This is a genomic window from Paenibacillus paludis, from assembly GCF_042610515.1.
GTDB lineage: Bacteria > Bacillota > Bacilli > Paenibacillales > Paenibacillaceae > Paenibacillus_AQ.
This window is the reverse complement of record NZ_JBGJZP010000002.1, coordinates 391,998-416,238: the sequence shown is the minus strand read 5'-3', so window position 1 is coordinate 416,238 and position 24,241 is coordinate 391,998. Positions and strand designations below refer to the sequence as shown.

Annotated in this window: 26 protein-coding genes; 16 read left to right on the top strand and 10 right to left on the bottom strand. The window is 46.5% G+C overall.

Features of this window, described 5'->3' with window-relative positions:
• Positions 1-22: 22 nt before the first annotated feature.
• Both ACAN56_RS05255 and ACAN56_RS05250 read right to left on the bottom strand, forming a co-directional pair.
• The gene (locus ACAN56_RS05255; protein WP_052092237.1) at positions 23-1,351 is read right to left on the bottom strand and encodes a sugar phosphate nucleotidyltransferase; all 1,329 of its coding nucleotides are present in this window, start codon (positions 1,349-1,351) and stop codon (positions 23-25) included.
• A gap of 14 nt (positions 1,352-1,365) precedes the next feature.
• Positions 1,366-2,181 carry a DUF6492 family protein gene (locus ACAN56_RS05250; RefSeq protein ID WP_038595188.1) on the bottom strand — a complete coding sequence of 272 codons (816 nt, stop codon included), beginning with the start codon at positions 2,179-2,181 and terminating at the stop codon, positions 1,366-1,368.
• 208 nt (positions 2,182-2,389) lie between these two features.
• On the opposite strand from ACAN56_RS05250, the gene ACAN56_RS05245 reads away from it, so the two are divergent.
• Positions 2,390-3,145 (top strand): YheC/YheD family protein, encoded by a 756-nt coding sequence (locus ACAN56_RS05245; RefSeq protein WP_379140929.1) that lies wholly within the window; start codon positions 2,390-2,392, stop codon positions 3,143-3,145.
• Positions 3,146-3,275: 130 nt separating this feature from the next.
• Here ACAN56_RS05245 and ACAN56_RS05240 read toward each other — a convergent pair whose 3' ends face one another.
• Entirely contained in the window at positions 3,276-4,061 is a 786-nt protein-coding gene (locus ACAN56_RS05240; RefSeq protein WP_038595183.1) for a helix-turn-helix transcriptional regulator, read from the bottom strand.
• Positions 4,062-4,200: 139 nt separating this feature from the next.
• Between ACAN56_RS05240 and ACAN56_RS05235 the strand changes: the two genes are divergently transcribed.
• From ACAN56_RS05235 to ACAN56_RS05225, 3 genes are all read left to right on the top strand, one after another.
• The gene (locus ACAN56_RS05235; protein WP_379140927.1) at positions 4,201-4,974 is read left to right on the top strand and encodes a sugar phosphate isomerase/epimerase family protein; all 774 of its coding nucleotides are present in this window, start codon (positions 4,201-4,203) and stop codon (positions 4,972-4,974) included.
• A 29-nt stretch (positions 4,975-5,003) separates the two neighbouring features.
• Positions 5,004-6,023, top strand: coding sequence for a Gfo/Idh/MocA family protein (locus ACAN56_RS05230; protein ID WP_379140925.1), 1,020 nt, complete (start codon positions 5,004-5,006; stop codon positions 6,021-6,023).
• 225 nt (positions 6,024-6,248) lie between these two features.
• Positions 6,249-7,328 (top strand): LCP family protein, encoded by a 1,080-nt coding sequence (locus tag ACAN56_RS05225; RefSeq protein ID WP_379140923.1) that lies wholly within the window; start codon positions 6,249-6,251, stop codon positions 7,326-7,328.
• 104 nt (positions 7,329-7,432) lie between these two features.
• On the opposite strand, the gene ACAN56_RS05220 is transcribed toward ACAN56_RS05225, so the two are convergent.
• Positions 7,433-8,086, bottom strand: a complete 654-nt coding sequence (locus ACAN56_RS05220; RefSeq protein WP_038595176.1) for a GntR family transcriptional regulator — start codon at positions 8,084-8,086, stop codon at positions 7,433-7,435.
• Between the two features lie 173 nt (positions 8,087-8,259).
• Here ACAN56_RS05220 and uxuA point away from each other — a divergent pair, with 173 nt between their 5' ends.
• The 3 genes from uxuA to uxaC are packed head-to-tail and all read left to right on the top strand — an operon-like array spanning position 8,260 to position 12,366.
• Positions 8,260-9,336 carry a mannonate dehydratase gene (gene uxuA / locus ACAN56_RS05215; RefSeq protein WP_038595175.1) on the top strand — a complete coding sequence of 359 codons (1,077 nt, stop codon included), beginning with the start codon at positions 8,260-8,262 and terminating at the stop codon, positions 9,334-9,336.
• On the top strand, positions 9,337-10,944 hold the full coding sequence (locus ACAN56_RS05210; protein WP_379140920.1) for a mannitol dehydrogenase family protein: 1,608 nt from the start codon (positions 9,337-9,339) through the stop codon (positions 10,942-10,944).
• Between the two features lie 18 nt (positions 10,945-10,962).
• The gene (gene uxaC, locus ACAN56_RS05205; RefSeq protein WP_379140917.1) at positions 10,963-12,366 is read left to right on the top strand and encodes a glucuronate isomerase; all 1,404 of its coding nucleotides are present in this window, start codon (positions 10,963-10,965) and stop codon (positions 12,364-12,366) included.
• A gap of 37 nt (positions 12,367-12,403) precedes the next feature.
• Here the strand turns inward: uxaC and ACAN56_RS05200 are convergent, their stop codons facing one another.
• A complete protein-coding gene (locus ACAN56_RS05200; RefSeq protein WP_379140915.1) occupies positions 12,404-12,997 on the bottom strand; it encodes a hypothetical protein in 594 nt (197 codons plus the stop codon).
• A gap of 248 nt (positions 12,998-13,245) precedes the next feature.
• On the opposite strand from ACAN56_RS05200, the gene ACAN56_RS05195 reads away from it, so the two are divergent.
• Together ACAN56_RS05195 and ACAN56_RS05190 are read left to right on the top strand one after the other, a co-directional pair.
• Positions 13,246-14,070: a MerR family transcriptional regulator gene (locus ACAN56_RS05195; protein WP_379141407.1), complete on the top strand. Its 825-nt coding sequence runs from the start codon at positions 13,246-13,248 to the stop codon at positions 14,068-14,070.
• Between the two features lie 26 nt (positions 14,071-14,096).
• On the top strand, positions 14,097-15,110 hold the full coding sequence (locus ACAN56_RS05190) for a serine hydrolase domain-containing protein (protein WP_379140912.1): 1,014 nt from the start codon (positions 14,097-14,099) through the stop codon (positions 15,108-15,110).
• Here ACAN56_RS05190 and ACAN56_RS05185 read toward each other — a convergent pair.
• The 3 genes from ACAN56_RS05185 to ACAN56_RS05175 form a co-directional block, all read right to left on the bottom strand.
• Positions 15,092-15,967, bottom strand: a complete 876-nt coding sequence (locus ACAN56_RS05185; RefSeq protein ID WP_379140910.1) for an effector binding domain-containing protein — start codon at positions 15,965-15,967, stop codon at positions 15,092-15,094. The two genes, ACAN56_RS05190 and ACAN56_RS05185, sit on opposite strands and share 19 nt — an antisense overlap.
• A 20-nt stretch (positions 15,968-15,987) precedes the next feature.
• Entirely contained in the window at positions 15,988-17,103 is a 1,116-nt protein-coding gene (locus tag ACAN56_RS05180) for a C45 family autoproteolytic acyltransferase/hydrolase (RefSeq protein WP_379140908.1), read from the bottom strand.
• Positions 17,104-17,207: 104 nt separating this feature from the next.
• Positions 17,208-17,408 carry a hypothetical protein gene (locus ACAN56_RS05175; RefSeq protein ID WP_342436467.1) on the bottom strand — a complete coding sequence of 67 codons (201 nt, stop codon included), beginning with the start codon at positions 17,406-17,408 and terminating at the stop codon, positions 17,208-17,210.
• 203 nt (positions 17,409-17,611) lie between these two features.
• Here ACAN56_RS05175 and ACAN56_RS05170 point away from each other — a divergent pair, with 203 nt between their 5' ends.
• The 7 genes from ACAN56_RS05170 (at position 17,612) to ACAN56_RS05140 (ending at position 22,953) form a co-directional block, all read left to right on the top strand.
• Positions 17,612-17,902 carry a MazG-like family protein gene (locus tag ACAN56_RS05170; protein ID WP_038595156.1) on the top strand — a complete coding sequence of 97 codons (291 nt, stop codon included), beginning with the start codon at positions 17,612-17,614 and terminating at the stop codon, positions 17,900-17,902.
• A gap of 103 nt (positions 17,903-18,005) precedes the next feature.
• Positions 18,006-19,226: a GAF domain-containing sensor histidine kinase gene (locus ACAN56_RS05165; protein ID WP_379140905.1), complete on the top strand. Its 1,221-nt coding sequence runs from the start codon at positions 18,006-18,008 to the stop codon at positions 19,224-19,226.
• Between the two features lie 175 nt (positions 19,227-19,401).
• Positions 19,402-19,728 (top strand): ArsR/SmtB family transcription factor, encoded by a 327-nt coding sequence (locus tag ACAN56_RS05160; protein WP_379140903.1) that lies wholly within the window; start codon positions 19,402-19,404, stop codon positions 19,726-19,728.
• 31 nt (positions 19,729-19,759) lie between these two features.
• Positions 19,760-21,049 (top strand): arsenic transporter, encoded by a 1,290-nt coding sequence (locus tag ACAN56_RS05155; RefSeq protein WP_342436465.1) that lies wholly within the window; start codon positions 19,760-19,762, stop codon positions 21,047-21,049.
• 103 nt (positions 21,050-21,152) lie between these two features.
• Positions 21,153-21,689: a hypothetical protein gene (locus tag ACAN56_RS05150; RefSeq protein ID WP_379140901.1), complete on the top strand. Its 537-nt coding sequence runs from the start codon at positions 21,153-21,155 to the stop codon at positions 21,687-21,689.
• Between the two features lie 114 nt (positions 21,690-21,803).
• Positions 21,804-22,295, top strand: coding sequence for a hypothetical protein (locus ACAN56_RS05145; protein ID WP_038595143.1), 492 nt, complete (start codon positions 21,804-21,806; stop codon positions 22,293-22,295).
• A 28-nt stretch (positions 22,296-22,323) separates the two neighbouring features.
• A complete protein-coding gene (locus ACAN56_RS05140; protein ID WP_052092235.1) occupies positions 22,324-22,953 on the top strand; it encodes a suppressor of fused domain protein in 630 nt (209 codons plus the stop codon).
• Positions 22,954-23,036: 83 nt separating this feature from the next.
• Here ACAN56_RS05140 and ACAN56_RS05135 read toward each other — a convergent pair whose 3' ends face one another.
• Positions 23,037-23,423 carry an immunity 22 family protein gene (locus ACAN56_RS05135; RefSeq protein WP_038595141.1) on the bottom strand — a complete coding sequence of 129 codons (387 nt, stop codon included), beginning with the start codon at positions 23,421-23,423 and terminating at the stop codon, positions 23,037-23,039.
• A 92-nt stretch (positions 23,424-23,515) separates the two neighbouring features.
• On the bottom strand, positions 23,516-24,118 hold the full coding sequence (locus ACAN56_RS05130; protein WP_379140895.1) for a pentapeptide repeat-containing protein: 603 nt from the start codon (positions 24,116-24,118) through the stop codon (positions 23,516-23,518).
• Positions 24,119-24,241: the final 123 nt, after the last annotated feature.

The following is a 24,241-nucleotide window of genomic DNA, read 5'->3' as shown; positions in this document are numbered from 1 at the left end:
TTTCTAACCCTTTCATCCCTGATTACGAGTCGTAGATTCTATCGTCATCATCATTCTGTTCTTCGAGAGTCCGTATCTCAATCAGTTTCATGGCGGTGAAAGCCCTGACTCCATGCCGATCTCCCCGAATCATTGTAAATATCTCACCTGTGCGGGCCGCAGCAACCGATCCGTTCAGAACGACTTCTCCATGACCGGACACTATCATCCAGCTCTTGCTGGAATGAAGACAGGGCATTTCAGGCAGGGCATGATCCGGCAGCAGGGACAATTTAATTGTAAGCACAAGCCCCGAACCGCTGGTTGCCTCGTCCAGCACGGTAAAGCTCCCCCATTCAGTTTCCCCATACCTCGGTGCAGCGGAAACGTCTTGGAGGATTTCTTTAATGGCATTTGCTTCTGCTTTGCCGGCAATCAGAATGCCCTCGGGACTTCCTACGGCAACTATGCCGGGTACGCCAATCACATGCAGCGGAATGTTCAATTCATTGACAATATGGGTATGACCCGACTCTCCCCAAATGCCCCCTGCACCAATTACATGATGATTCAGCTGGGCAGTCAGTGTTTCCCAGCTTCCCAGATCACGCCACTCGCCTTCATGCGGCAGCACGACGGCTTTGCTGCTGCGCTCAGCCACTTCCTTGTCAAAGCTGCGGACCGGGAATCCGGGGTACGCGTCTGTAAATGCGGCGAGGTCAATAGGCAGCCCCATTTGTTCCAGATGCGACAGCATAAAGCGCAGTGAAAAAGCAAAAACTCCACAGTTCCATAACGCATGTTCCTGTAACAGTTCACGGGCTCTAGAGATGACCGGCTTTTCTTCAAAAGAAATGACGGGCGAATAGGCGGAAGTCTTCCCCTTTCCCGGGACAATGTAGCCGTACTGGTCCGAGGGATGGGTGGGCCTTGTCCCAAGCAGAACAAGGTCTGCCTGTGAAGCGGCCAATGTATCCGTGAACTGATGAAATAAACGGAAGAACGCATCATCCGCAAACATATCCGCCGGAGCCACGCAGAGGGTATCTTCGGGTTTAGCTTTTCCGGTGGAGTGCAAGTAGAGTGCCCCAAGCGCGGCGGCGGTGAAAGTACCGCGCTTATAAGGCTCCCCGATTACCGGGTATCCATTTCCGGTATACCGCCGGGTCAGAGCCATTTGATCCTTATGCGTCACGAACAACGCCGATTCACCCAGTCCGCAGTGATTGAGCTGGCGGCATACCCGTCCAAGCATGGACTCTGTGCCTCCGCCCGGTGCGGGAAGCAGCTCTAGAAACATTTTGGAACGGATCCGTCCGGACAGCGGCCACAGCCGCTGTCCGGAACCGCCGCATAAAAGAATGGTATGCACGGCTGTCTGCCTCCTTAATGCTTAGGTGGAGTGGAATATCCTTTACGCTGATGGAAGGAAAGCGAACGGTAGGTACGGGCATACTTCCGAATCTGCGCTTTTCCCAGAGAAGCGGCTGAGGTTTTTAGAGACTTATTGTTGGCATTTTTCAATATCACAGCGGCGCTGTTTCCGCTATAGACATAATTGGCATAGGTTTCAAATTCGGAAAAGCCGAACTGTTTCTTCTTGTCGATACTGCGGATAATGGCGGCATGCCAAGACATCCCGTGCCGGGCTTCGATTTTTCTTTTTAGTCCGGCCAGTTTTGCTTTCTCAAACAGCATGTAATGGGTGACAAAGGATTTGGGTGAAGGGGCGGCAGTACCCAGCAGCTTGCGGTAGGTGCGGAAATATTCCGGCTGGCTCCAGTTGCGGCAATAAAAGATACTCTTTCCCCCGGTACGGAACCGGTGGGGACGAATCAGCACCGTATCGGCATCAATGACCAGAAAATGACTCTCCCGGCAGATATGATCACCGTTCATTTTAAGCAGCTGCTGATACAGCCAGCCGGAACGGTTCCAGCGGGAGGAGGAATAACGGATGTCCTTTTTAGTAAACGGCAGAACGGTGGTCTCATTGACAAAGATACAGTTTTTGCGTGAGCACAGATTTCTGATCTTGCTGCTGTTCGGTGAGACAATATAGATATTGCTGATGGGGTGGCGGACATAGCGGCGAAGACTGTCGATCACATGAGGGAGGGTCGCCAGGTCCTTTTCAATCGCCGGAATAAGGACATCTATCGCGGGACCGCTAACACTTAAGCCTGCTGAGGTTGCTGACATAGGTTCATCTCCATGCACAAATTGACATGAGCGTCTGCACTAATGTATGCCGCGAATTCACTTCATGACCGGGCATAGATCACCGTAAAGATAATCTATTCATTACGGGATAGATGCTTAATTCAGCCGTGGCCTCTTCTGCATAGGATGCAGTGACTATGTAAATCAGGGAGGGAATTCATCCCATCTCAGACAGGAGAGTGCATGAGTGAAGGCAAAACACGCTAACTTACCGCAGAGCAAATGGCTCAAGACCAAATTGCTGCTGCGCAACGCTTCGATCAGGCCCTTTATTCCGGACACCCGGAAATTCAGCAAACGTAATCTGGAGCAGATGATTCACAGCTATGGAATGATCTATGTCAAGCCGGAACGGGGAACCTATGGCAACGGGGTCATCCGCGCGGAGCGGGGGGAACGGCAGGGCTTTTCTTACCAGTATGAAGAAACCGTCCGTCATTTCGACAGCTTTGAGGCCTTTCACAAAAGTCTGGCGAAGAAGACTGGCGGCAGGAGCTATTTAATTCAGAAAGGGATTCACCTGCTGAAGCATAACCGGCGGCGCTTTGATATCCGGGTGATGGTACAGTTAAGCCCCAAGGGCGTATGGGAAGCTACCGGGATCATTGGGCGGCTGGGGCATCCGGGCAAAATTGTGACGAATTACCACAGCGGCGGCAAACCCATGGCGATTGAGAAATTGCTCTCGACCCATCTTTCGGAGCGCAGGCTTGCGCAGCTGATAGAGGAATTAAATAGACTTGGTGCCCGCATGGCGGCTCATATGCAGAAAACCTACCCCCGGATTCGGCAAATTGGTGTAGATGTCGGTTTGGACCGGTCGCTGACGCCATGGATTATTGAAGTGAACATGAATCCCGATCCCTATATCTTTAATCAGCTTAAGGATAAATCCATGTATAAAAGAGTAATGAGATACCGGCGTTTTTACATGGGGAAATAAAGCTTTCGCATCAGGAGTACCCGTTGATGTTTGCAGAGGCTCAGTGAAAACTGAGCCTTTTTGCTGTCTGGCGGGCGATGTGCAGAACAGCAGAGTGTCCTTGCCCGTGATGCCTACCAGCGGCTCAATCTCATTTCAAGCGGTATTCTAACGGAGAGACGCCGAAGTGAGCCCGGAACACGCGGTGAAAATAAGAGTAGCTGGCGAAGCCGCAAGTTTCGGCAATATGCTCCAGCGTCAATTCACTGTATTTGATCTGTTCTACAGCCGCTTTGAGCCGGATCTCAATCGCATATTGAATCATGGTTTTGCCATAATGCTCCTTGAACAGCCTTACTGCCCGCGACAGGCTAAGACCGGCATAGCCGGCAGCTTCCTCAAGCTTAAAGGTGACCGTGGCATGCTCTTCAATAAACCGCTTGAGCTTCAGGGTTGCCGTACCCTTCCGGTCCGCCTGTACATTTTCGGTAATCGCTCTGTCAATATACAGGCAGAGGCTGCGCAGCAGCACATCCTTCAGCTCGGTATCCTCTTCAAGCGAACCGCGCCGTTTCTCCAGCAGCAGGTTGCGCCATAAGCCAATCAGCTTGTCATCCAGGCCAATCCGGTTAGCTACCGGACGGTTCCTCCGTTTCCACCAGGCGTCAATCCAGGGGCCTTCGCAGAACAGATAATAGTCTCCGCTGGACAGGCGTCCCTTATGATCCGGTTCCTTCACTGTTAGCTGGTAATCGTCGCCTGGCCGGAGCAGCAGCAGATCACCACCGCTTAGGGTGTACTCTTTGCCGTGTGAAGTCACTTCACAGGAGCCTTCGGTCTGCAGCCGGAACAGGTAATTCTGTAATCCGCCCTTTAGATTGTGGTTAAACGACTTATAGTGATATGAGTGATCGCAGATGAGCAGAGACGTGTCCACGAATATGACCCTCCCAACGAATTCAGAGCAAATAGTTCATGTTCTGTCGATATTGTATATGTTCATTTTAGTCTGTATTCCACTAGAATGATACCAGAGAGAACAATAAAATTTTAAGTAGACAGAGGTGCTTGTTATCATGAACAAGATCAATATCGGGTTGCAGCTGTACACGCTCCGTGATCTAACCGCTTTGGATTTCGAAGGAACACTCCGGAAGGTGGCAGAGCTTGGTTATCAAGGCGTTGAATTTGCCGGGTATGGAGATATTCCCGCTGAACAAATGAAGTCGCTGCTTGATGAGCTGGGTCTCCAAGGATTCAGCAGTCATGTTTCGCTGGAAGCCATGCGTAAGGATCTGCAAAAAGAGATTGATTACCTCAAAACTATCGGTGCAGCGTATATGATCTGTCCTTTTCTAATGCCTGAGGATCGTCCTCAAAGCAGTGAGGAGTGGTGCAAGCTGTTCTCCGAGCTGCAGGAAATAGGAACTGAAGTCAGTAAGCAGGGATTGATCTTTGGTTATCACAACCATGATTTTGAATTTATAGGACAGGCCGGAGAACATAACGCATTTGATGGCATGTTTATGCAAACCACACCGGCTGCGGTTCAAGTGGAAATGGATGTGTGCTGGGTTCAATTCGCTGGACAGCATCCGATCGAGTATATCCACAAATATACCGGACGTGTGCCGCTTCTCCATCTGAAGGATTTCAGTACAGACGAGCAGGGTCAGATGATAACGCTTGAATTGGGACAAGGTTCCGTTAATCTGCCTGCGGTTATTGAGGCCTCAGCGAAAGCGGGGGTGCAATGGCTGATCGTGGAGCAGGATGTCTGTCAGAACCCGCCGCTTGAAAGTATATCGAACAGCTATAGCTGGCTCAAACAAAACTATTTAAACCAATAATAATCCATTGCTTAAAGGAGCTATTTAACATGAAAAAAATCAAAGTTGCTGTATTCGGCTGCGGCGCCATCGCCGAGCGCAGACATATTCCAGAGTATGCAGCGAGTGAACACGTAGAGCTGGTTGCTTTTGCAGATCCTATCATTGAGCGCGCTGAGAAGATGGCCGAAACCTATGGCGGCAAAGGTTATGCCAGCTACGAGGAATTACTGGCTAAAGAAGAAGTGGATGCGGTTAGCGTATGTACACCGAACTATCTGCATGCTTCAATGGCTATTGCGGCGGCCAATGCAGGCAAACATGTTCTGGTGGAAAAACCCATGGCATGTTCCGCTGAAGAAGGTGAGCAGATGATCGAAGCTGCCCGTAAAAACGGAGTGTACCTGATGGTTGGACATAATCAGCGTCTGATGCCGCCTCATGTGAAGGCCAAAGAAATTCTCGACTCCGGCAAACTGGGCAGAGTGCTTACATTCCGCACGTCCTTTGGGCACCCCGGTCCGGAGGGCTGGAGTGTAGACGGTGCAGACAGCTGGTTTTTCCGCAAAGAAGAAGCAATCATGGGCGCGATGGGCGACCTGGGCGTACACAAATCAGACTTTATCCGTTATTTGCTGAACGACGAAGTATCCGAAGTTGCCGGCTTTATCAGCACTTTGCACAAAGAAGGCACGGAAGTCGATGATAACGCAGCCTGCATCCTGCGTATGAAGAGCGGCGCCATCGGAACACTGGTTGCCAGCTGGACACAATACAGAGGCGGAGACAACAGTACCGTGTTATGGTGCGAGCATGGCGTGATGAAGATTGGTACTGTAGAGGGTGACGAAGTGATCGTAGAGCTTACGAATGGTACGGTCGAGACCTACAAAGTGGGTGCTATGGCGACCAACGAAAAACAAGTGCCGAGTGGTGTCATTGATGAATTCGTGAAATCCATCGTAACGGATACACCTCCGGCGATCTCTGGGGAAGAAGGTCTGAGATCCCTGAAAGTTATTTTGGCTGCATTCGAATCCCAGAAAACGGGGCAAATGGTCAAGCTGTAATTATTTTCACACATAAGCAAATAGTTCAGGTTACAAATGATGGAAACCGCAGCCGGTTTGGCTGCGGTTTTTGTCTGCCGGAAGGCTATTTAATCAGCAACTTGCCTGTAAAGAGTATTTTGTGAAAGGCACAAGCGGTCAGCTTGATCTCTGCCATTTTTTGAGCATTAACACCGGTCTATGCTATAATTCCTTATACTAATGAAAGTAAACAGGAGGAAGGGAATGCAAGAACGAAGCAAGAGAAGGAAAGCGCAGCGCAGCAAATCACGTAACCGCAAAACGCTGCTTAGTGTAACCGCTGTGCTGGGTACGTGTCTGATCGCTGGAGCTGTTTATGCAGGAACTTTGTATTATAAGGCTGAACGGGCACTTGACCGGATTTCGGCATCGGGAACGACTCCCGGTGAAACGGCAAGTCCTGCATCGCCTATGCCTGGAGCTTCGGCCGAGGCTGATGCTGCGGATGCCGTGGATGAGAATAAACCGCTCACGTTCTTACTCGCTGGTGTGGACAACCGGAGTGGCAGCGGAGGGACGCTGAATACGGATGTGCTGATGCCGGTGGTCTATGAGCCTGTGAGCAAAAAGCTGTCCATCCTGTCCATCCCCCGTGACATGAAGATCACAAGCAGTGATATCGGCACGCATAAGGCCAATTATTATTACGCTTATTATTACTCACATAACAAAGGTGAGGTTCTAAGCAAGACCAAGGAGTTCTACAGCAGCATTCTGCAGGTCGACATTGACCATATGATTCTGGTTAATTTTGAGGCGTTCAGCAGCATAGTGGATGAGCTTGGCGGACTGGATATCGATGTGCCGATGAATATGCGCTATGTGGATAATGCGGACGGAACGAACATTAATCTGACTAAAGGGATGCAGCATTTAAGCGGCAAGGAAGTGCTGGATTTCGTCCGTTACCGCAAGTCGAACCGGGGAACGGCAGAATCCTCAGATATATCCCGCAATGAGCGGCAGCAGGAGGTCTTGAACCTGATTCTGGGCAAGCTGGATTCTGTTAACGGGCTCGCTCAGCTGGGGGATATCATCGACATCCTTGGGGAGAATATCCGCACCGATATCGACAAAGTTCAGCTCCGTGACTGGATTCTGAATTATAAATCCATGAAGCCTTCATCCAGTGAGCTGATTACACTGGATTCGGTCTGGAAGAGCCCTTATGTCTATGCCAAAGAAGAGGATCTGCTGGTGAAGCTGCAGAAATTTCGCGAACCGCTGGGTCTGCCTGCGCTCGACAAGCAGCAGCTGCTTCATGATTTTGGAATTACGGATTAGGCTGGAGCACGATACATAGGTTTCACTATGCTTGGTCCATGTACGAACAATAAAGGGCTGTCTCCACAGTAGATGTTTCTACTGTGGAGACAGCCCTTTTTCATTTATGCTCTGATGTACTCCGAGAAGTTCTCCTGCAGGTATAGCGAATTGATATCCTCCCGCAGATGGTGATGAATCAACGCATCAATGGACTCGGTTTCCTTTTGCATCATGTATTCAAGGATACGCTGATGCTCATTCCAGATTTCCTCCAGCTTCTCCGTTCTCAGCATGTGCAGTCTGCGGTATCTTTCATAATGCACATTGGACTGCTGAATCAGATTCCACAGGAACTCCCGGCCGGCTAACCTGAACAGGGCAGCGTGGAATGCATCGTCCAGGCGGAGAAACTGCTCTGTGGCCGATTCTTCATGGATGGCGGCTTTCTGCTGCTGCAAAATATCTTTCAGTTCATGTACGCCTTTGAGTACAAGATGAGTGGACAGATATTTGATAATCTCTTTTTCCAGAACGCTTCGCAGGTAAATAATCTGTTCGACCGACTCCAGGTCAATATAAGAGACCAAATTGCCCTTTTTGGGATAGACATCAATGTAGGACTCCCGGCTGAGCTGCTTCAGCACATCGCGTAAAGGTGTTCTTGATATCTGAAACCGTTCGGACAAGGCGGTCTCACTTAGAATGGTACCGGGTTTCAGCGTCAGGGTAAGAATTTCGTTCTTTAGCGAATTCATAATTTCTTCTTTAATTGACATTGTACTCCTGCTCCATTGTCGTTTTTAAGACCTAGTATACATCATTGTAGAGGTTTATTAAAGTAAACAATAATGTTTTCGAAAGATATATTGACAACTTAATGGCTGTATTTTATGATCAAGGAAATCTTGTATACAAGATACCAGAGGTTAAATCAGAGGAGGTTCTATCAATGAACATGACGTGGAGATGGTATGGTGAAGGCAATGACAACATTACGCTTGACCATATCCGGCAGATTCCGGGGGTTATGGGTATCGTCTGGTCTTTGCACGATAAAGTAGCCGGTGAAGTGTGGGAAATGGAACGGATCCAGGAAGTGGCGGATCAAATCACTGCCAAAGGCTTCAGCACAGCTGTGGTGGAGAGCGTCAACGTTCATGATGATATCAAAATCGGTCTTCCGTCCCGTGATAAATATATCGATATTTATATCGACACGATCCGCAAATTGTCCAAAGTGGGCGTAAAAGTCATCTGCTATAATTTCATGCCTGTATTCGACTGGACCCGCACGGAGCTGTACAAGGAATTGCCGGACGGCTCCAATGCCCTCTTTTATGAAAAGGCTGCCATTACCGATAATCCGCGTGAGATGGTGGACCGGATTCTGAAAGGCGCCGGACAATTCACAATGCCAGGCTGGGAGCCTGAGCGGCTGGCGAAGCTGGATGAGCTGTTCGCAGCCTATGCAGATGTGACCGAAGATAAACTGTTCGAGAACCTCAAATACTTCCTGGAACGCATTATTCCAGTATGCGAGGAAGTAGACATCAAGATGGCGATCCATCCCGACGATCCGGCCTGGCCGATCTTTGGCCTGCCGCGCATTATCCGCAACCGGGAAATGATCCGCAGGTTCCTGGATTTGGTGGACAGTCCCTACAACGGTCTCACCTTCTGCACAGGATCGCTGGGCACGAATCCGGAGAACGACCTGCCGGCGATGATCCGCGAGTTCCATGACCGTATTCATTTTGCCCATATCCGCAACGTGAAGGTGTTTGAGAACGGTGACTTTATAGAGGTGTCGCACCGCGGGCGTGATGGCAGTGTGGATGTGGCTGAAGTCGTCAAAGCCTATCACGAGAATGGATATACCGGTTATGTGCGTCCGGACCACGGGCGGCATCTATGGGGCGAAGAGAAGAACTGCCGTCCGGGTTACGGCCTATATGACAGAGCCATGGGCATCATGTATCTCCTTGGCGTATGGGACAGTCTTGACAATGTCAAGGGGGCGAACTAAATGCTGCGCTTAAGCCGAAGCAGTATCTCTGATGAAGCAGCCTGGAAGGCTGCGGGTGTAGAGCTTCCGCGCTTTGACTTTGATCAAGTGGCGAAGAATACACAGGTGAAACCGGAATGGGTTCATTTCGGTGCAGGCAACATCTTCCGCGGATTCGTGGCGAATGCCCACCAGAAGCTGCTGGACAGCGGCAAAGCGGACACCGGGATCATCGCGGCGGAAACGTTCGATTTTGAGATGATTGATAAGGTCTACAAGCCATACGACAATTTGACACTGCTCGTGCTGATGAACGCACGCGGTGATTTCCAGAAAAAGATCGTCAGCAGCATTGTTGAGGGAATCGCAGCTGACAAGAACCGTGAAGCGGATTACCGCCGTCTGACTGAGGTGTTCGAGAATCCCAGCCTGCAGATGGCCAGCTTCACCATTACGGAAAAGGGTTACTCACTGACAGGCCCGAACGGACAGTACCTCGGCATCGTGGAGAAGGATATCGCAGGCGGGCCGGAGCAGCCGGCGCATGCGATGAGCATCGTGGCTTCCCTGGCCTACCGTCGCTACCTGAAGGGCCAATACCCGATGACCTTTGTGAGCATGGACAACTGCTCTCACAATGGCGATAAGCTGAAGAACGGTGTCGTGACCATTGCCAAAGAGTGGGCCGGCAAGGGACTTGTCGAAGAAGGATTTGTGACCTATCTGGAGGACGAGCGGTTAATCGCCTTCCCGCTGTCCATGATCGACAAAATTACGCCGCGCCCGTCCGAAACGGTCCAGGCGGCGCTGCTGGAACAGGGAATCGGCGATATGGATGTCATCGTCACTTCCAAGAACACCTATACAGCCCCATTCGTAAACGCGGAGATCAGCGAATATCTGGTGATTGAAGACAAGTTCACGAATGGCCGTCCGGCGCTGGAGGAAGCAGGGATTATCTTTACCGATCGCGATACAGTCAACAACGTGGAGACGATGAAGGTAACAACCTGCCTCAATCCGCTGCATACCGCGCTTGCCGTATCCGGCTGTCTGCTTGGATACACCCTGATCGCCGATGAGATGAAGGATGATACGCTGCGTAAATTCGTGGAAATCATCGGCTACAAAGAGGGATTGCCGGTCGTAGTGGATCCGGGGATTCTCAGTCCAAAGCAGTTCCTGGACGAAGTATTGACAGAACGCTTCGCCAATCCGTTTATCCCTGATACCCCGCAGCGGATCGCGACCGACACCTCACAGAAGGTGGGCATACGGTTCGGAGAAACCATTAAATCGTATATCCGCCGGGAGGAGCTTGATCCGGCGCAGCTGACAGCTATCCCGCTGGCGATTGCCGTCTGGTGCCGCTATCTGCTTGGAGTAGATGATGAAGGCAAACCTTTCACCTTGAGTCCGGACCCGCTGCTTGAGGCGCTGCAAGGACATTTGCAGGGAGTTTCACTCGGAGCTACCGCGGTAAATGTGCGGCCAATTCTTGAAGACGGGCAGCTCTTTGGTGTTCGGCTCTATGACATCGGCCTTGGGGAGAAGATTGAGGGTATGTTCCTTGAAATGCTGGCCGGCCCGGGAGCTGTGCGGAGCACATTGGAGAAATACCTGAAATAAGGGTAAAGGAGCATAAGGATGAAGCCTTTTATTCATGAGGATTTTCTGTTGCAGTCAGAGGAGGCCCGGATACTCTATCATGAGTATGCGGAAGCTCTGCCTATTATCGACTATCATTGCCATCTGGACCCGAAAGCCATTGCCGACAATAAACGTTTCAATAATATTGCCGAGGTCTGGCTGGGTGGAGACCACTATAAATGGCGTGCGCTGAGAACATTCGGGATCGAAGAGAGATATATTACCGGCAATGCCTCTGATGAAGAAAAGTTTGCCAAGTGGAGCGAGGTGCTTCCCTATACTGTCGGCAACCCGCTGTACCATTGGTCGGCGCTGGAGCTGAAAGCTTACTTTGGCGTAGAGGAGCAGCTGAGTCAGGACAACTGGCGGAAGATCTATGACCACTGCAACACCTTGATTGCCCAGGACGGCTTCACGGCCCGGGGGCTGATTACCCGTTCCAGGGTGAAATGGATCTGCACGACGGATGATCCGGTGGATGATCTGCGGTACCATGAGCAGATTGCCGGAGACAAAGAGTTCAAGACCGGGGTGACGCCGACCTTCCGGCCGGATAAGGCACTGCTGATTGAAGCGGAGTCCTTTCCGGGTTATGTAGCAAACCTGGAGCAGACCGTAGGGTATGCCATCACCTCCTATGAACTGATGGAACGCGCGCTGCTGGAGCGAATTGAATACTTTGACCAGCAGGGCTGTATGATCTCTGACCATGGCTTCTCACACCTTCCTTATGCTGAGGCGCCGCCATCTGTACTGGAGACGATCTTCAGCAAGCGGCTGAGCGGCGAGACCTTGAGCAGACTGGAATGCGATCAGTACGCAACAGCGTTGTTCTTAGCCATGGGCCGCAAATATGCCGCCCACGACTGGGCGATGCAGCTGCATATCGGTGCGATCCGCAATCCGAACACACGGATGTTCCGGGAGCTTGGTCCGGACACGGGCTTCGACATCATCGGTGACCGCAGCTACGCGGACAACTTATACAAGCTGCTCGACGGGCTGGACCGGACCGGCGAGCTTCCCCGGACCATTCTCTACAATTTGAATGCAGTGCAGAATGATGTGCTGGCTGCGATGGCGGGGTCTTTCCAAGGCGAAGGAGTCAAAGGGAAGATTCAATTCGGCTCCGGCTGGTGGTACAACGACCAGAAGGACGGAATGATCAAGCAAATTACTTCCTTATCCAATCTGGGGCTGCTCAGCTGCTTTGTAGGGATGCTGACAGACTCGAGGTCTTTCCTGTCCTATACACGTCATGAGTATTTCCGCCGGATTCTGTGCAACCATATCGGCGGCTGGGTGACCAGTGGGGAGGCCCCGCGGGATCTTGCATTCCTTGGAGGCATCGTTCAGGATATTTGCTACCATAATGCCAACCGCTATTTTCAATTAACCTGATAAAGATGATAATTTTACAGTCGAAGAACTGCAAAAGCTACCTGTTCCGCTTGAAATAGCGCAGAAGAAACAATCCGGTAATGAGGCCTACACCTGCTATCCCCGCAGCAATCCAGAGGTGCCGGCTGTCTCCAGCTTGTCCGGCTGCTGGTTCAGCACCGGCATTGACGGCACTTGCAGTCGAAGGACTTTCAGCGGCTGGACTCACGGTAGGACTAGGTGATGGGGAAATGCTGATTTCTTTATCCTTCAGAAACTCCAGGTCTACGTAGGCGTCCGAAATCTTTACGGAAGGGGAACATAACGGATTTTCCCACTTGCCGTCCTTTTGCTTCAGAAAAAAAAGATAATCACTGCCTTCTTCGCTGGGGCCGTTCATCGCACCCCAAGTCATATTTTCGTCAACGACAAGGGAAGGTTCCGTGATCGTTTTAAAACTGCGTACTACCGTCATATGGATTTGGTTGTTGGAGCTGATTTGCACGACATCCTCCACATGTCCAATGACAACTCCATCGTATGTATCATAGGCCGCTTCCATGGAAAGCAGTTGTGCACAGGATAAGGCTGATGTGCTTGGGGCGGGCAGGAACAGAGTGAACAACAGAACGAGCAAGGCTGCTTTTCTCATAAGGAACACCTCCGGGTTACCTACCAAACGTTCCCAGTGGCTAAAAGGTTGCATTTCATGTGATGCGCAAATTCCTGCGGATTCAGGGAGACAGCCCCGGCATGTACCTCTGGTGCAAGCAATATTTCAGACTGACGAGGTGCAGAAGCCGTTAATTCCGGTCTCTGCGCCTTTATTATTTTGTAGTTGACTTTGCCCTTAGGGGAAGGTGCATAGTGGATACAAATACAAGGAATGGAGGGGACGGCTTGCTTTCGATTGGAGACTTCTCGAAGATATGCGAAGTATCTACAAAAACGCTCCGATATTATGATGAAATGGGATTAATTAAACCTGATGAGATTAATCCGGAAAATGGCTATAGGTATTATTCTATCAGGCAGCTTAAAAAGATGCTCTTTATCAACCGTTTGAAATCCTATCATTTTTCACTGGAAGAAATCAAAGCTCTTCTGGACTGGGAAGAGGATCAATCCGATGAGAAGCTTCGTTCTGCCCTGGATCGCAAGAAAAGAGAAATAGAGGACAAGCTGAAAGCTTTTGAACAAACACTGCAACAAATAAGCAACGATATTTTAAATGTAGAGAAGGGCCTGCCGATTATGTCCTATATGGACGATATCGAAGTGCAACTTGTTGAAACCCGGCCAATGAATATGCTTTATATGCGTCAGATGATGAGCAGGGATGACTATGCTTTTGGATACGGAAAGTATTTTAGCAGGTTATATGAGAGGATTGCGACTGAAAAACTCACCTCGCTGGGTACACCAATGACAATTTATCACAGCGCTGAATACAATCCGGCCAGCAATGATATCGAGTTTGCCATCCCGGTAAAAGAAACGGTAAACGGAACGCGTAATCTGCCTGGAGGCCTGTGTGCGAAGTCTGTTTTAAAGGGAGCATATTCGGAATTGACTTCGGTCTATGCCAAGCTGAGGGAATGGATAGAGAATGAGGGCTATGTAATGGTGAAATCACCCTATGAAATTTATGTAACCGACCCTTATCAAGGTACCGGTCCTGAGGATCACGTTACCGAGATATATTTTCCTGTAAAGAAAATTTAAAAACGTCTTGTAGAGAGGTGTCTATCATGCAAAGAAACTACTGGCCCACTTCAGAATGGCTGCAAGCCCCAGACCCGGCAACCTTGAGGAAGGATGCTGAGAAGTTTACAGCGCTTGATCCAATCATTAAATCGGAGTACAGCAATATAAACGGTATTGTTGTTGTGAGAAACGGATACATGGCTTATGAAAACTATTATAACGGCTATGGCCCGGAGGATACGCACCATGTAGCCTCTGTAACGAAAAGTGTCATATCTGCTCTCGTTGGCATTGCCATAGATGCAGGATATATTCGCAATGTAGACCAGAAGGTGCTCGATTTTTTCCCTGAATATGCTCAAGGTTCGGCTGATAAGCAGAAACAAGAAGTCAGTATACGCCATCTACTCACGATGACGGCTCCCTATTCATTTGAGGACTGGCAAGAACCGCTCGACAAGATGTGCATGCAGCCTGACTGGGTAAAATACACTTTGGATATTCTCGGCCAACAAGGTAGTATTGGAACCTTTAAGTACTCCACCGCAGGGGCGCATCTGCTTTCCGCCATCCTCACCCGCAGCACAGGGAAAAGTGCCCGTGAGTTTGCCAACGAATGTTTATTTAAACCCATCGGGATGAAAGAAATTCCGGATTATAAAATGAAATCGTTCGGCTTTGAGGATCTATTTGGGGAAAATGTGAGGGGATGGGTTGCAGATCCGAACGGTAACTCCACAGGAGGCTGGGGACTTACACTAAGTCCCCGTGATATGGCACGTTTTGGTCTCCTATATCTGAATGGTGGCATTTGGGACGAACATGAGGTTATTTCGGGTGCATGGACCCGCGAATCCACAGCAATGAACCCTAATAAGTACGGCTACCTATGGTGGTTACGCCAAGAGGATGGAGTTTCCGCATACTTAGCTATGGGAGACGGCGGCAATGTCATTTGCTGTATTCCAGAAAAAGATCTAGTCGTAGCCATCGCATCAGAATTCATGATGAATCCCCGGGATAGATGGACACTGATTAATTATTTAATCGGAAAATAAATATCAATCTGAGATTCGGGGTTATCCGCGCCTAGAAACCGTTCAGAATAGCATTCGAAATCATCCCTGGCAGCCAGTTCTACATCGCTTGCAGACAGCCAAGCTCCCCAGATATACTGATAGCTTTGAAACAATGAGTGTACCTTTCCAGTGTGTGTGAATCGTGCGTATTTTCCTCCGGGGAATTTTTTATAACACATTTTATCTGGAGCAAGGCTTGGTTCGTTTACTTCTATTCCGATAAATTCGCTTGTTTGGCTCTGCTCACTGAACGAATCAAATGTACAGCCTTGTGCAGACTCAAAGATGCCATAACGGCAGGAGTCAGGAAGCGCATGATGGATTTCATGAACCCGAGACTGGAAATATTCCCACTTACTAACGCTTTGATTGTTTGCAACACTAGTTTGAAATCGTATGCCAACGAGCTGTTTGGGTTCAACATCGACAATTTGCGGCCGCAGCGTAATAGAATTACACCGATGCAGTATTTCAGGTTTAGTGATTTCCCTGCGGCTGCCAAGGATGGTCTCTACACGGTTTTTGCGGTATTGATTCGGTGTCATATGATACTGGGATTTAAAGGCCCGGCTGAAAGCTTCATGGGATTCAAACTGCAGAGAAACCGCAATATCTAAAATTCTTTTATTAGTATATAGCAATTCCTTCGCGGCCTGTGTCAGTCTTCTGGAGCGTATATAACTTCCTGCGGTTTCTCCCATCATTGCTTGAAAAAAACGATGGAAATGATAATACGAATAGGAGGCTGCTTTAGCAACATCAGTAACGGAGATAGCGTTATTTAGATTGCTTTCAATAAAAACCAATGCTTTTTCCAATTGCATCCTATAGTCCATAGCAGCCTCTCTTTCTCAAATTATAAAATATTATAAAAGTTTTTTGGTGTCTGTTCGTAAGGAAGCTGTACAGAAAATTCCATATCCTTCTGTGAAGCGAAAGTAAACAACTGCCAATCATTCTGCTGTGGGGAACCAAAGGTCATTTCCACTTGTCCTGCTGTTACATCAAAAATCATAGAACGCAATGTGCCGAAAAAGTCTCCGTAGTAGTGGCAGCATAACCCATTTGGATAGGGTGAAGATAGCAATTGTTTTATATCTGTTTTCGTGAATTTTTCCCTTGCGTGGCTAAAGTGGACAATAAGGTCGTTTCTAATCATGGAATTTTCTAGGATCACTTTCTCAAAGGACTTTAGCTCAGTAAGTACTGCGTGATTGGTAGCACTTAAAAAAGATTCTTCTGTTTGGCCATCCAGTAACTTATTCGCTTTGTGTCCATCAATACATTCAAACAAGGCTATTTCACCACTTTTATCGGCAAGCATCAAATTCATGTTGTATCCGATGGGAACCTCCATGCAATAATTAACTGCTTCCTTAACGTTTTGGCAATTTTCCAAAATTCCGCGAATGACAGCCCAGAACTGCAGTCCGCTTACTTCCGCCTTCTGTCCGCCCTCAAAATTACCCACAGGCATTCCGCAGGAGGCTTGGGCAACGGCAAGGCCACATTCATTCATCCCATCACCGCGACCAAATAGGTTAATCATAGAGCCGAGATGCTTGTATTTACCAGCTGTTTGAGTATAGCTAAAGCAAAGCTCCTCCATCACATCGGAGAACTCATAATTCCTCGCAAGGATAGTATGTCCGTCCCGTGTTTTGGCAGGCATTGCCGCAAACAAGCTGCATCCGCGTTCTAAATAGGTCATAGCATAAAACAATGCTTGACCGCGTTCAATACCAACGGTATCAGCGAATCCTTGTATTTCTTCATTAATACCGCTGCAATATTGATCCAGTAGTTCTGTGATTTCCTGTAATTTCTTTTGAGGGTACACATTTGGAGGGAGCAACATAGCTTTGAGCATTTCCGGTTTGGACAACGCCCATTTACCAAGCAATACGCCAATTTGATAACTGTCTCCTTCAAAGGTTTTATAATACGCCGTGGTTTTTTTCAAAATAGTCACCTTACCTTTCCTGTTTTACTTTACAAGAAAGGAAATAATTGATTTTGATATTTTCTGCTGTTTTAGGTTTTTTGCATGATACTGTTTCAGCTTGCTCTTAGCTGTTACAGGAATTTCCGTAAAGTGTTCAGCCGCTTGATTCCTTCCGTGCCGGCCCATCCTCCGGCACTTGCCAAGATTACATTGTGGAAAAGCTTCAACGCTATAGAATAGGTTACAGTCCCGAGGATAATTTCGATGACAAAGAAGCGCAGGATATCGCCGGAGGTTATGATATAGACTTTGAATTCTTGGTTATGGGTCATGGATTAATCACCGTCTCTTCAGGGTTTATGTAACTAAATATGCTTATTTTAGGTTGTCTAATGCCTAAAATCACCTATCAACCGCTAACGTTGTCATGTCCTTGTTCCTTGCTGCAAACTTTTGTTCTGCGGGATAAATGGTATATATTATATTTGAGGAATAATTGAATGTTTTTATTTGAACAAAGGTGAGGAGCAGGGGAATGAACACAGCAGAGTTCCAACAGTACGTAAGAGAATTCAGTGAAGTGAAAGGTTTTGACAGGAGTACCATTGAGCAGCGGATGTTGTACTTGATGACTGAGGTTGGTGAGTTATCGCAAGAGGTACTGTCAGTATCATTTCATCCCGATGCCGAGAAGAAAGAGAATCTCGGTTATGAGATGTACGATGTGGTGTGGAACATCTTTGATTTAGCTAACAAACTGGACATTAATCTGGAGGACGCCTTCAATCGCAAGAAGGAAATCAATGACAACAGAAACTGGGAATAATATGGGGAATGTATCTCATTTGTATAGAATGTGATATTGTTAATAGCAGTGTGAAATGTGTGTGGTCTTGGAATTAGCAGGACTAGAAGGGACGAACGGCATTATGTTAAAGACAGAATTTATTGATGTATTGTCGGTCATTTCCATAAAGTTATATGATTCGGCTGCCAAGGTTATGGATACAGCAAGCAAGTTAATCCCCGCAAATACTTTCTGCATCGCGAATCTGGATAGTCTCTCTACAAAGGTGATGAAAGCATACAACCGGGACAAGCTCATCTTGGGAGAGGGACTGGTAGTAGACAATGAGGAGTCTTACTGCGCGCTGGTGACGGAGCATGCCCAGGGCCCGCTGCTTATTAACAATAATCTTACCCATCCGTTAACCAAAGACATGGATGCGACTCAATTCGTAGGCGGTTGTTCGTTTATCGGAGTTCCGATCCGTAATGAAAAAGGCGAGTTTTACGGTTCACTTTGCTCTTTTGATCAGGATTTCTATCAGTATCAGCAACGGGATATTGAATTGCTGCTTTCTTTGTCAGCCTTTTTCACCGTGCTGCTTGAAATGGAATCAACGCTTATACAGCTGAGAGAGGCTGAAGAAATAGCTGCGCAGGTGCTGGAGGACAAGAATAATCTGCTTGCAGTGCTCAGCCACGAAATTCGTACACCGATGAATGGTGTCATTGGCATGGCAAGCTTGCTGGAGTCTACCGAGCTCTCCGAGGAACAGTCCATATACGTCGATGTTATCGAGAAGAGCGGCAGTAATCTGCTCGTTATGATGGATCAGATCCTGGATTATTCCAAAATGGAGGCCGGCACAATGACGGTGGACAACAGCCCGTTCATTGTCCGTGACGTCGTGGACCATGTAATGCAACTATTCTCCACAGAAGCAGAGAAGAAGGGCTTGAAATTGTCGGCCATTTTCGATAGTGAGGCCAATCCCAGACTGCTGGGAGACAGCAATAAAATCCGTCAGGTTTTGACCAACCTGCTTGGGAATGCACTTAAATTCACGGAAAAGGGTGAGGTGTGCCTGTCAATCCGGAATCAAGCTGCCCCAGATGGCGGGGTCATCGTTACTTTCGAGGTAAGGGATACCGGGATCGGCCTGCCGGCCGAACAAATGAACAGTCTGTTCCATTCCTTCTCGCAAATTCATGATAAAATAACTCCGGGCAAATTTGGCGGTGCGGGATTAGGACTCTCAATCTGCAAGCAGCTTGCCGAATTGATGAACGGGAGAGTATGGCTTAAGGATTCGTGTGAACAGGGAAGCTGCTTTGTATTCGAACTTCCATGTGCTGTCGCGTAATAACCTGTATCAACTTAAATTGCAAATAGATGTTCTTACTCCTCCGAAGCGCTTGTGCAGCCTCAAGTGTTTCGGAGGAGTATTTGTGATGTCCTGTCTAGACCGAGGTTGCTTAATTCTAAATAGCGTTTTAGAATATAAGTAATGACTTATATGTTGGAAAGGAGAAACCTGCATGGATGTTCTAAATGAACTCGTGGATGATCTGAAGCTGCTGGGTGACAAAACACGTCTCTCTATGCTTTCGTTATTGAAAGAACGGGAGTGGTGTGTCTGTGAATTCGTTGAACTATTTGATATTTCACAGCCCGCGATCAGTCAGCACTTGCGCAAACTGAAAAGCAAAGGGCTGGTCAAGGAACAGAAAAGAGGGCAATGGGTTCATTATTCCCTGAATATCAAAGACAAGCCGCATATTCAGGCTATTCTTGAGTATACGCCGGATTCCAAAGAGATTTTGGCAGGACTCAACAAGGTGTCTGTTGCTGTCTGCTGTGACTAAATAGAATCATACATAAACGGGAGGGTCAGACTTGGTAATACTTGCAATTTTTATATTTTTGCTCACATTGGTTTTTGTTATTTGGCAACCCAGGAACCTGTCTATCGGCTGGTCGGCCTGCGGAGGTGCGATTCTCGCTTTGCTGGCAGGTGTAGTCAGCTTTAACGATGTTCTTGATGTTACCTTAATCGTGTGGAATGCTACACTGGCGTTTGTTGCGATTATTCTGATTTCCTTAATCCTTGATAAGGTTGGGATCTTTGAATGGGCTGCCCTGCATATGGCGAGAGCTGCACGGGGGAACGGAACCCGGATGTTCATCTATGTCACTCTTCTTGGGGCAGTAGTGGCTGCGTTTTTTGCCAATGACGGAGCGGCGCTTATCCTGACACCTATTGTCCTGGCCATGGTCCGTGCGCTGAATTTTGATGAGAAAAAGGTCTTTCCCTTCATCATCGCCAGCGGCTTTATTGCGGATACGACCTCATTGCCGCTGGTGGTAAGCAATCTGGTCAATATCGTATCGGCGGACTTCTTCGGAATCAGCTTCATGGACTATGCAGGGCATATGCTGATACCTACACTGTTTTCTTTGGCAGCAAGTACCCTGGTGCTATACCTCTTCTTCCGTAAAAGCATCCCGCGTAACTTCGACAGCTCAGAGCTTAAACATCCGCAAGAGGCGATCGAAGACCCAAAAATGTTCAAACTGTCCTGGCTTGTGCTTGCGATTCTGCTGGTTGGATACTTCGTCAGTGAATTCCTGAACATTCCGGTTTCTGTGGTGGCCGGGATTATTGCGATCTTTTTCCTGCTCATGGCCAGAAGAAGCTCTGCTATTTCAACGATGGAAGTAGTTAAGGGCGCACCATGGGCGATCGTGTTCTTTTCTGTCGGGATGTATGTTGTTGTGTATGGATTGCGGAATGCCGGGTTAATGGATATACTAGCGGATTTGATTCAGGTTGTTGCCGATCAGGGGGTATTCGCTGCCACAATGGGGATGGGCTTTATAGCCGCTGTCATTTCATCGGTAATGAATAACCTGCCTACGGTCATGATTGACGCACTGGCTATCGACGCCACACATACCTCCGGAATCATTAAGGAAGCTTTGATATATGCCAATGTCATCGGCTCAGATCTAGGCCCGAAGATTACGCCGATCGGATCACTGGCCACGCTGCTGTGGCTGCATGTGCTCTCGGGCAAAGGTGTGAAAATCTCCTGGGGCACGTATTTTAAGACCGGAATTATATTGACGATTCCTACATTGTTTATCACTTTAGTGGGCCTCTATTTAAGATTGACTCTATTTTAAACTTAAACTATATTGCATTGCGCCTATGGATCGACCCTTGGCCTGAATTCAAATCGAACAGTACAATCGAGTCTGTAGGCGCTTTTGTAAAGTGGGGATAAGTATGAACAACTATATAATATCTTTTACAAAAAAGTTTGATTATTTTTTCGGGCAAAAGGAAATCGCGAATCTTATTTATTTACATGATGAGGGTGATAATGAGAGATTAGATCATGTCCTTTTTCTTGAGAAAGATAGTGGTGATGTCATAGGCTTGTATATAAGAGGTATGAACCCGTTATTCTCAGTGAATAGAATTTACGATTTGGATGATTTTAATTTATTTGCAAGTTATGAAGGATTAATTGAATGTAAGGAAAAAATTAAACTCAAAATGGAGTATGTAGGTTTGTTTTTTAGCACTCAATACAACGAATTATTGGGTTTCTATTTGGCGAATAATGATGCATCCAGTTCTATATTCATATTATTTTTACAAGATGAAATTTATATGGAAAAGGATTGTAGCAGATACGAGGTTAGTAGGGTACTTGAAAAAAGGTTTTCGACTGAAGGTTTTATAACATACGAAAAAAAATGTGAGACTGACTGGGAAAAAATCATCAATCTATCTTTATCTCTCAGGGGAGAGTGCTAGGAACAGGTTGTTTTTCAATTATAGCCCAATCTATTCCTTCTTCAAGTTCAGTATCTTGAAGAACTGTCTCGCTTTTCATCAACAATAACAAATTAAAGAGAAAGAGGCGAAGTTGTGAAATCAATAAAAGATTTTTATGATGAAAGAGTTGCAAAAGTTCGCTGGTTCGAGAATTGTGGTAAAGAGATAAGGGAGCCTTATTTTGAAGGTAATATCATAATTGTTGATAGTTGGACAAAAGCTCAGAAAGGGATAAACGGGAAATGGGACAATCTGAAACTAGAAATAAGAAATAATCTAACGGGTGCTTTACATGAACGTTGGAGAAATGAATATAGAGAATGGAATACGATTACTTTAGAAGCGAAAGCTGTACTCCAAAAAGGTGTACTTAACGAACTCAAATCTTATGTTTCTGCTAATAACATCAATTATAGTGTATATGAGAGTGTTGAATGGGATCTTCTTTGCGTGTTGATGGAATATGCCTACAGCGATCTCGTCGCTCCAGGTTTTTATTTCAAAATGTTTGATGTATATGAAGCAGGTCATCTTCCATGTGGCTGGAAAGGAAAATGGCCGGAAGGAAGTGTTTTAATTTTTTAATATAAGGATCTAACCTCCGGAGGTACATATGGTTAAAAATGATGACTTTGCATCAGGTGAGCTAATAAATCATTTGCGTGAAAATATTGGAGAACCTAGTTTTGTAAACATGGAAGGTTTTATGCAAAACATAAATATAGATTTAATAGTATTTGAGGCAAACACTAATAGAAACTATCACACCATAGTTACTTCTGGAATGAGCAACTATTCATCCAATGTGGAGGAAGGATATGAAGAGTGGAAATACACAGAATTAATAATGTATTTACCTTCAGAGTGGCCTGTACGACAAGCTGACATCCAAGATGAATTGTATTGGCCTTTCGTCTGGTTACGGAAACTTGGGAAGTTTACATTTGATCATCAAACTTGGTTTTGTTACGGTGACAGTATTCCAAATGGAGATCCTCCGCAGTTATTAAGCAACAAAAACCCATTTGCCGGCTTTATGCTGTTACCACCTATAAACGAGAACCCTGATTTTTTCATACTAAAAACTCCTGATAAAGAAATTCAGTTTCTAGTTGTATTTCCTGTTTTTTTGGAGGAAATGAACTTTCTGAGGGATAATAATTTTACACTGTTGTTGGAGAAGTTTGATGATTGCCATATTAATGACATTATTAATCTGCAAAGGGTTAATGTTTGTGAGTAAGCAGATTGATCTACGTCGGGGGTGAGCGGCATCATGCGGAGCGCATGGAGGAGATGGATTCATTCGTCACCGGGTAGCCCCCACTATTGATACTCTACCGCACCCAAAAATCTGAAATAATTCGATTGAATGGTTGCTTCAAGAAGTTCCTCAGTATACATAAAATTATATAGTAAAACTACTGCATTAAAATCATCCGTCAAACCTTCTTGTAGTAAGGCAGTAAATCTCAGAACAATCTCATCATCATAAGAGAATCCTTCAAGTAATTGATTCAGATTATTACTTGCTTCTTCATAATATTCTGCTTCTCTTACAGCATCATCATATCTACGAATCCCAAAATGTTTAGCAAAAATCGATGGAATAAAGTATCCTTCATCCGTATAAGACACAGTAAGCAGCCTATCCAATTCCTCGGAAGATTGAACATTGCCTACCCACAGAGATACGGCTCCTTCTTTTTCCATGTTTAGCCTCCTCTAAGGTTTTAATCCATCAGGCAGATCAGTAGACGAATCAATAATTTCTAACGTACAAGTTCATTGGCAGCGGCACTTACTTATTCACTTATTTCGCATTTTTCTAGCACCCATTCCTTTGCTTGTTCTGATTTCAACAATATAGGGTTCTCCAAGGTACCAATATTAATGCTTCTAAAATGAGCTTCTTCTATACCTGTAATATTTTTCAGTGTCACTCCGTTTAATAATGTTTCTTCAAATGAGGCTACACTTATATCTACATTTTCTAGTCTTGCATTACTAAAATCAGTTAAATAGAAAAATACATTAATCAAATTACAATTCACTAAATATGCATTTCTAAATATTGCTTCCCAACAATCACCTTTACTAAATCTGCTGTTTTTAATGACGCAATTAGAGAAATCTGTATACCCAAGATCTGATTTATAAAAATCGCATTTATCTAAATACGCTTTTTTAAAAGTTGATGAGCATAATAATGATGCATGAAAATCGATATTTTCCAATATAAGATCATCAAAAATACACTCAGTTAAATATGCTTGTTCAAGCAATTTATCGGATAAATCAAAACCTCTTAAATCCACTTCATCTAATTTTAACTGTTCGCCTTCTTTACCAATGGACTCAACCCACTTTTTATGTAGTTCAAACTTATTAATAATATTTTCTTCCATTTTGCCACTCCTTAAGAGACCAATTCAATTCTTGATTTCTTCCTCCGTTATACTTTCCATCCTTATCGAAAAGGTTATCTTTATCCGGCCTCCAGCTCGACCCAAGTACTCTCCTGATTCTAA

Coding starts and splice junctions, on each gene's coding strand:
- ACAN56_RS05250 (WP_038595188.1), bottom strand. CDS start 2,181: ATGTCAGCAACCTCAGCAGGCTTAAGTGTTAGCGGTCCCGCGATAGAT.
- ACAN56_RS05235 (WP_379140927.1), top strand. CDS start 4,201: ATGAACAAGATCAATATCGGGTTGCAGCTGTACACGCTCCGTGATCTA.
- ACAN56_RS05230 (WP_379140925.1), top strand. CDS start 5,004: ATGAAAAAAATCAAAGTTGCTGTATTCGGCTGCGGCGCCATCGCCGAG.
- ACAN56_RS05225 (WP_379140923.1), top strand. CDS start 6,249: ATGCAAGAACGAAGCAAGAGAAGGAAAGCGCAGCGCAGCAAATCACGT.
- ACAN56_RS05220 (WP_038595176.1), bottom strand. CDS start 8,086: ATGTCAATTAAAGAAGAAATTATGAATTCGCTAAAGAACGAAATTCTT.
- uxuA (WP_038595175.1), top strand. CDS start 8,260: ATGAACATGACGTGGAGATGGTATGGTGAAGGCAATGACAACATTACG.
- ACAN56_RS05210 (WP_379140920.1), top strand. CDS start 9,337: ATGCTGCGCTTAAGCCGAAGCAGTATCTCTGATGAAGCAGCCTGGAAG.
- uxaC (WP_379140917.1), top strand. CDS start 10,963: ATGAAGCCTTTTATTCATGAGGATTTTCTGTTGCAGTCAGAGGAGGCC.
- ACAN56_RS05200 (WP_379140915.1), bottom strand. CDS start 12,997: ATGAGAAAAGCAGCCTTGCTCGTTCTGTTGTTCACTCTGTTCCTGCCC.
- ACAN56_RS05190 (WP_379140912.1), top strand. CDS start 14,097: ATGCAAAGAAACTACTGGCCCACTTCAGAATGGCTGCAAGCCCCAGAC.
- ACAN56_RS05185 (WP_379140910.1), bottom strand. CDS start 15,967: ATGGACTATAGGATGCAATTGGAAAAAGCATTGGTTTTTATTGAAAGC.
- ACAN56_RS05175 (WP_342436467.1), bottom strand. CDS start 17,408: ATGACCCATAACCAAGAATTCAAAGTCTATATCATAACCTCCGGCGAT.
- ACAN56_RS05170 (WP_038595156.1), top strand. CDS start 17,612: ATGAACACAGCAGAGTTCCAACAGTACGTAAGAGAATTCAGTGAAGTG.
- ACAN56_RS05165 (WP_379140905.1), top strand. CDS start 18,006: ATGTTAAAGACAGAATTTATTGATGTATTGTCGGTCATTTCCATAAAG.
- ACAN56_RS05160 (WP_379140903.1), top strand. CDS start 19,402: ATGGATGTTCTAAATGAACTCGTGGATGATCTGAAGCTGCTGGGTGAC.
- ACAN56_RS05150 (WP_379140901.1), top strand. CDS start 21,153: ATGAACAACTATATAATATCTTTTACAAAAAAGTTTGATTATTTTTTC.
- ACAN56_RS05140 (WP_052092235.1), top strand. CDS start 22,324: ATGGTTAAAAATGATGACTTTGCATCAGGTGAGCTAATAAATCATTTG.
- ACAN56_RS05135 (WP_038595141.1), bottom strand. CDS start 23,423: ATGGAAAAAGAAGGAGCCGTATCTCTGTGGGTAGGCAATGTTCAATCT.
- ACAN56_RS05130 (WP_379140895.1), bottom strand. CDS start 24,118: ATGGAAGAAAATATTATTAATAAGTTTGAACTACATAAAAAGTGGGTT.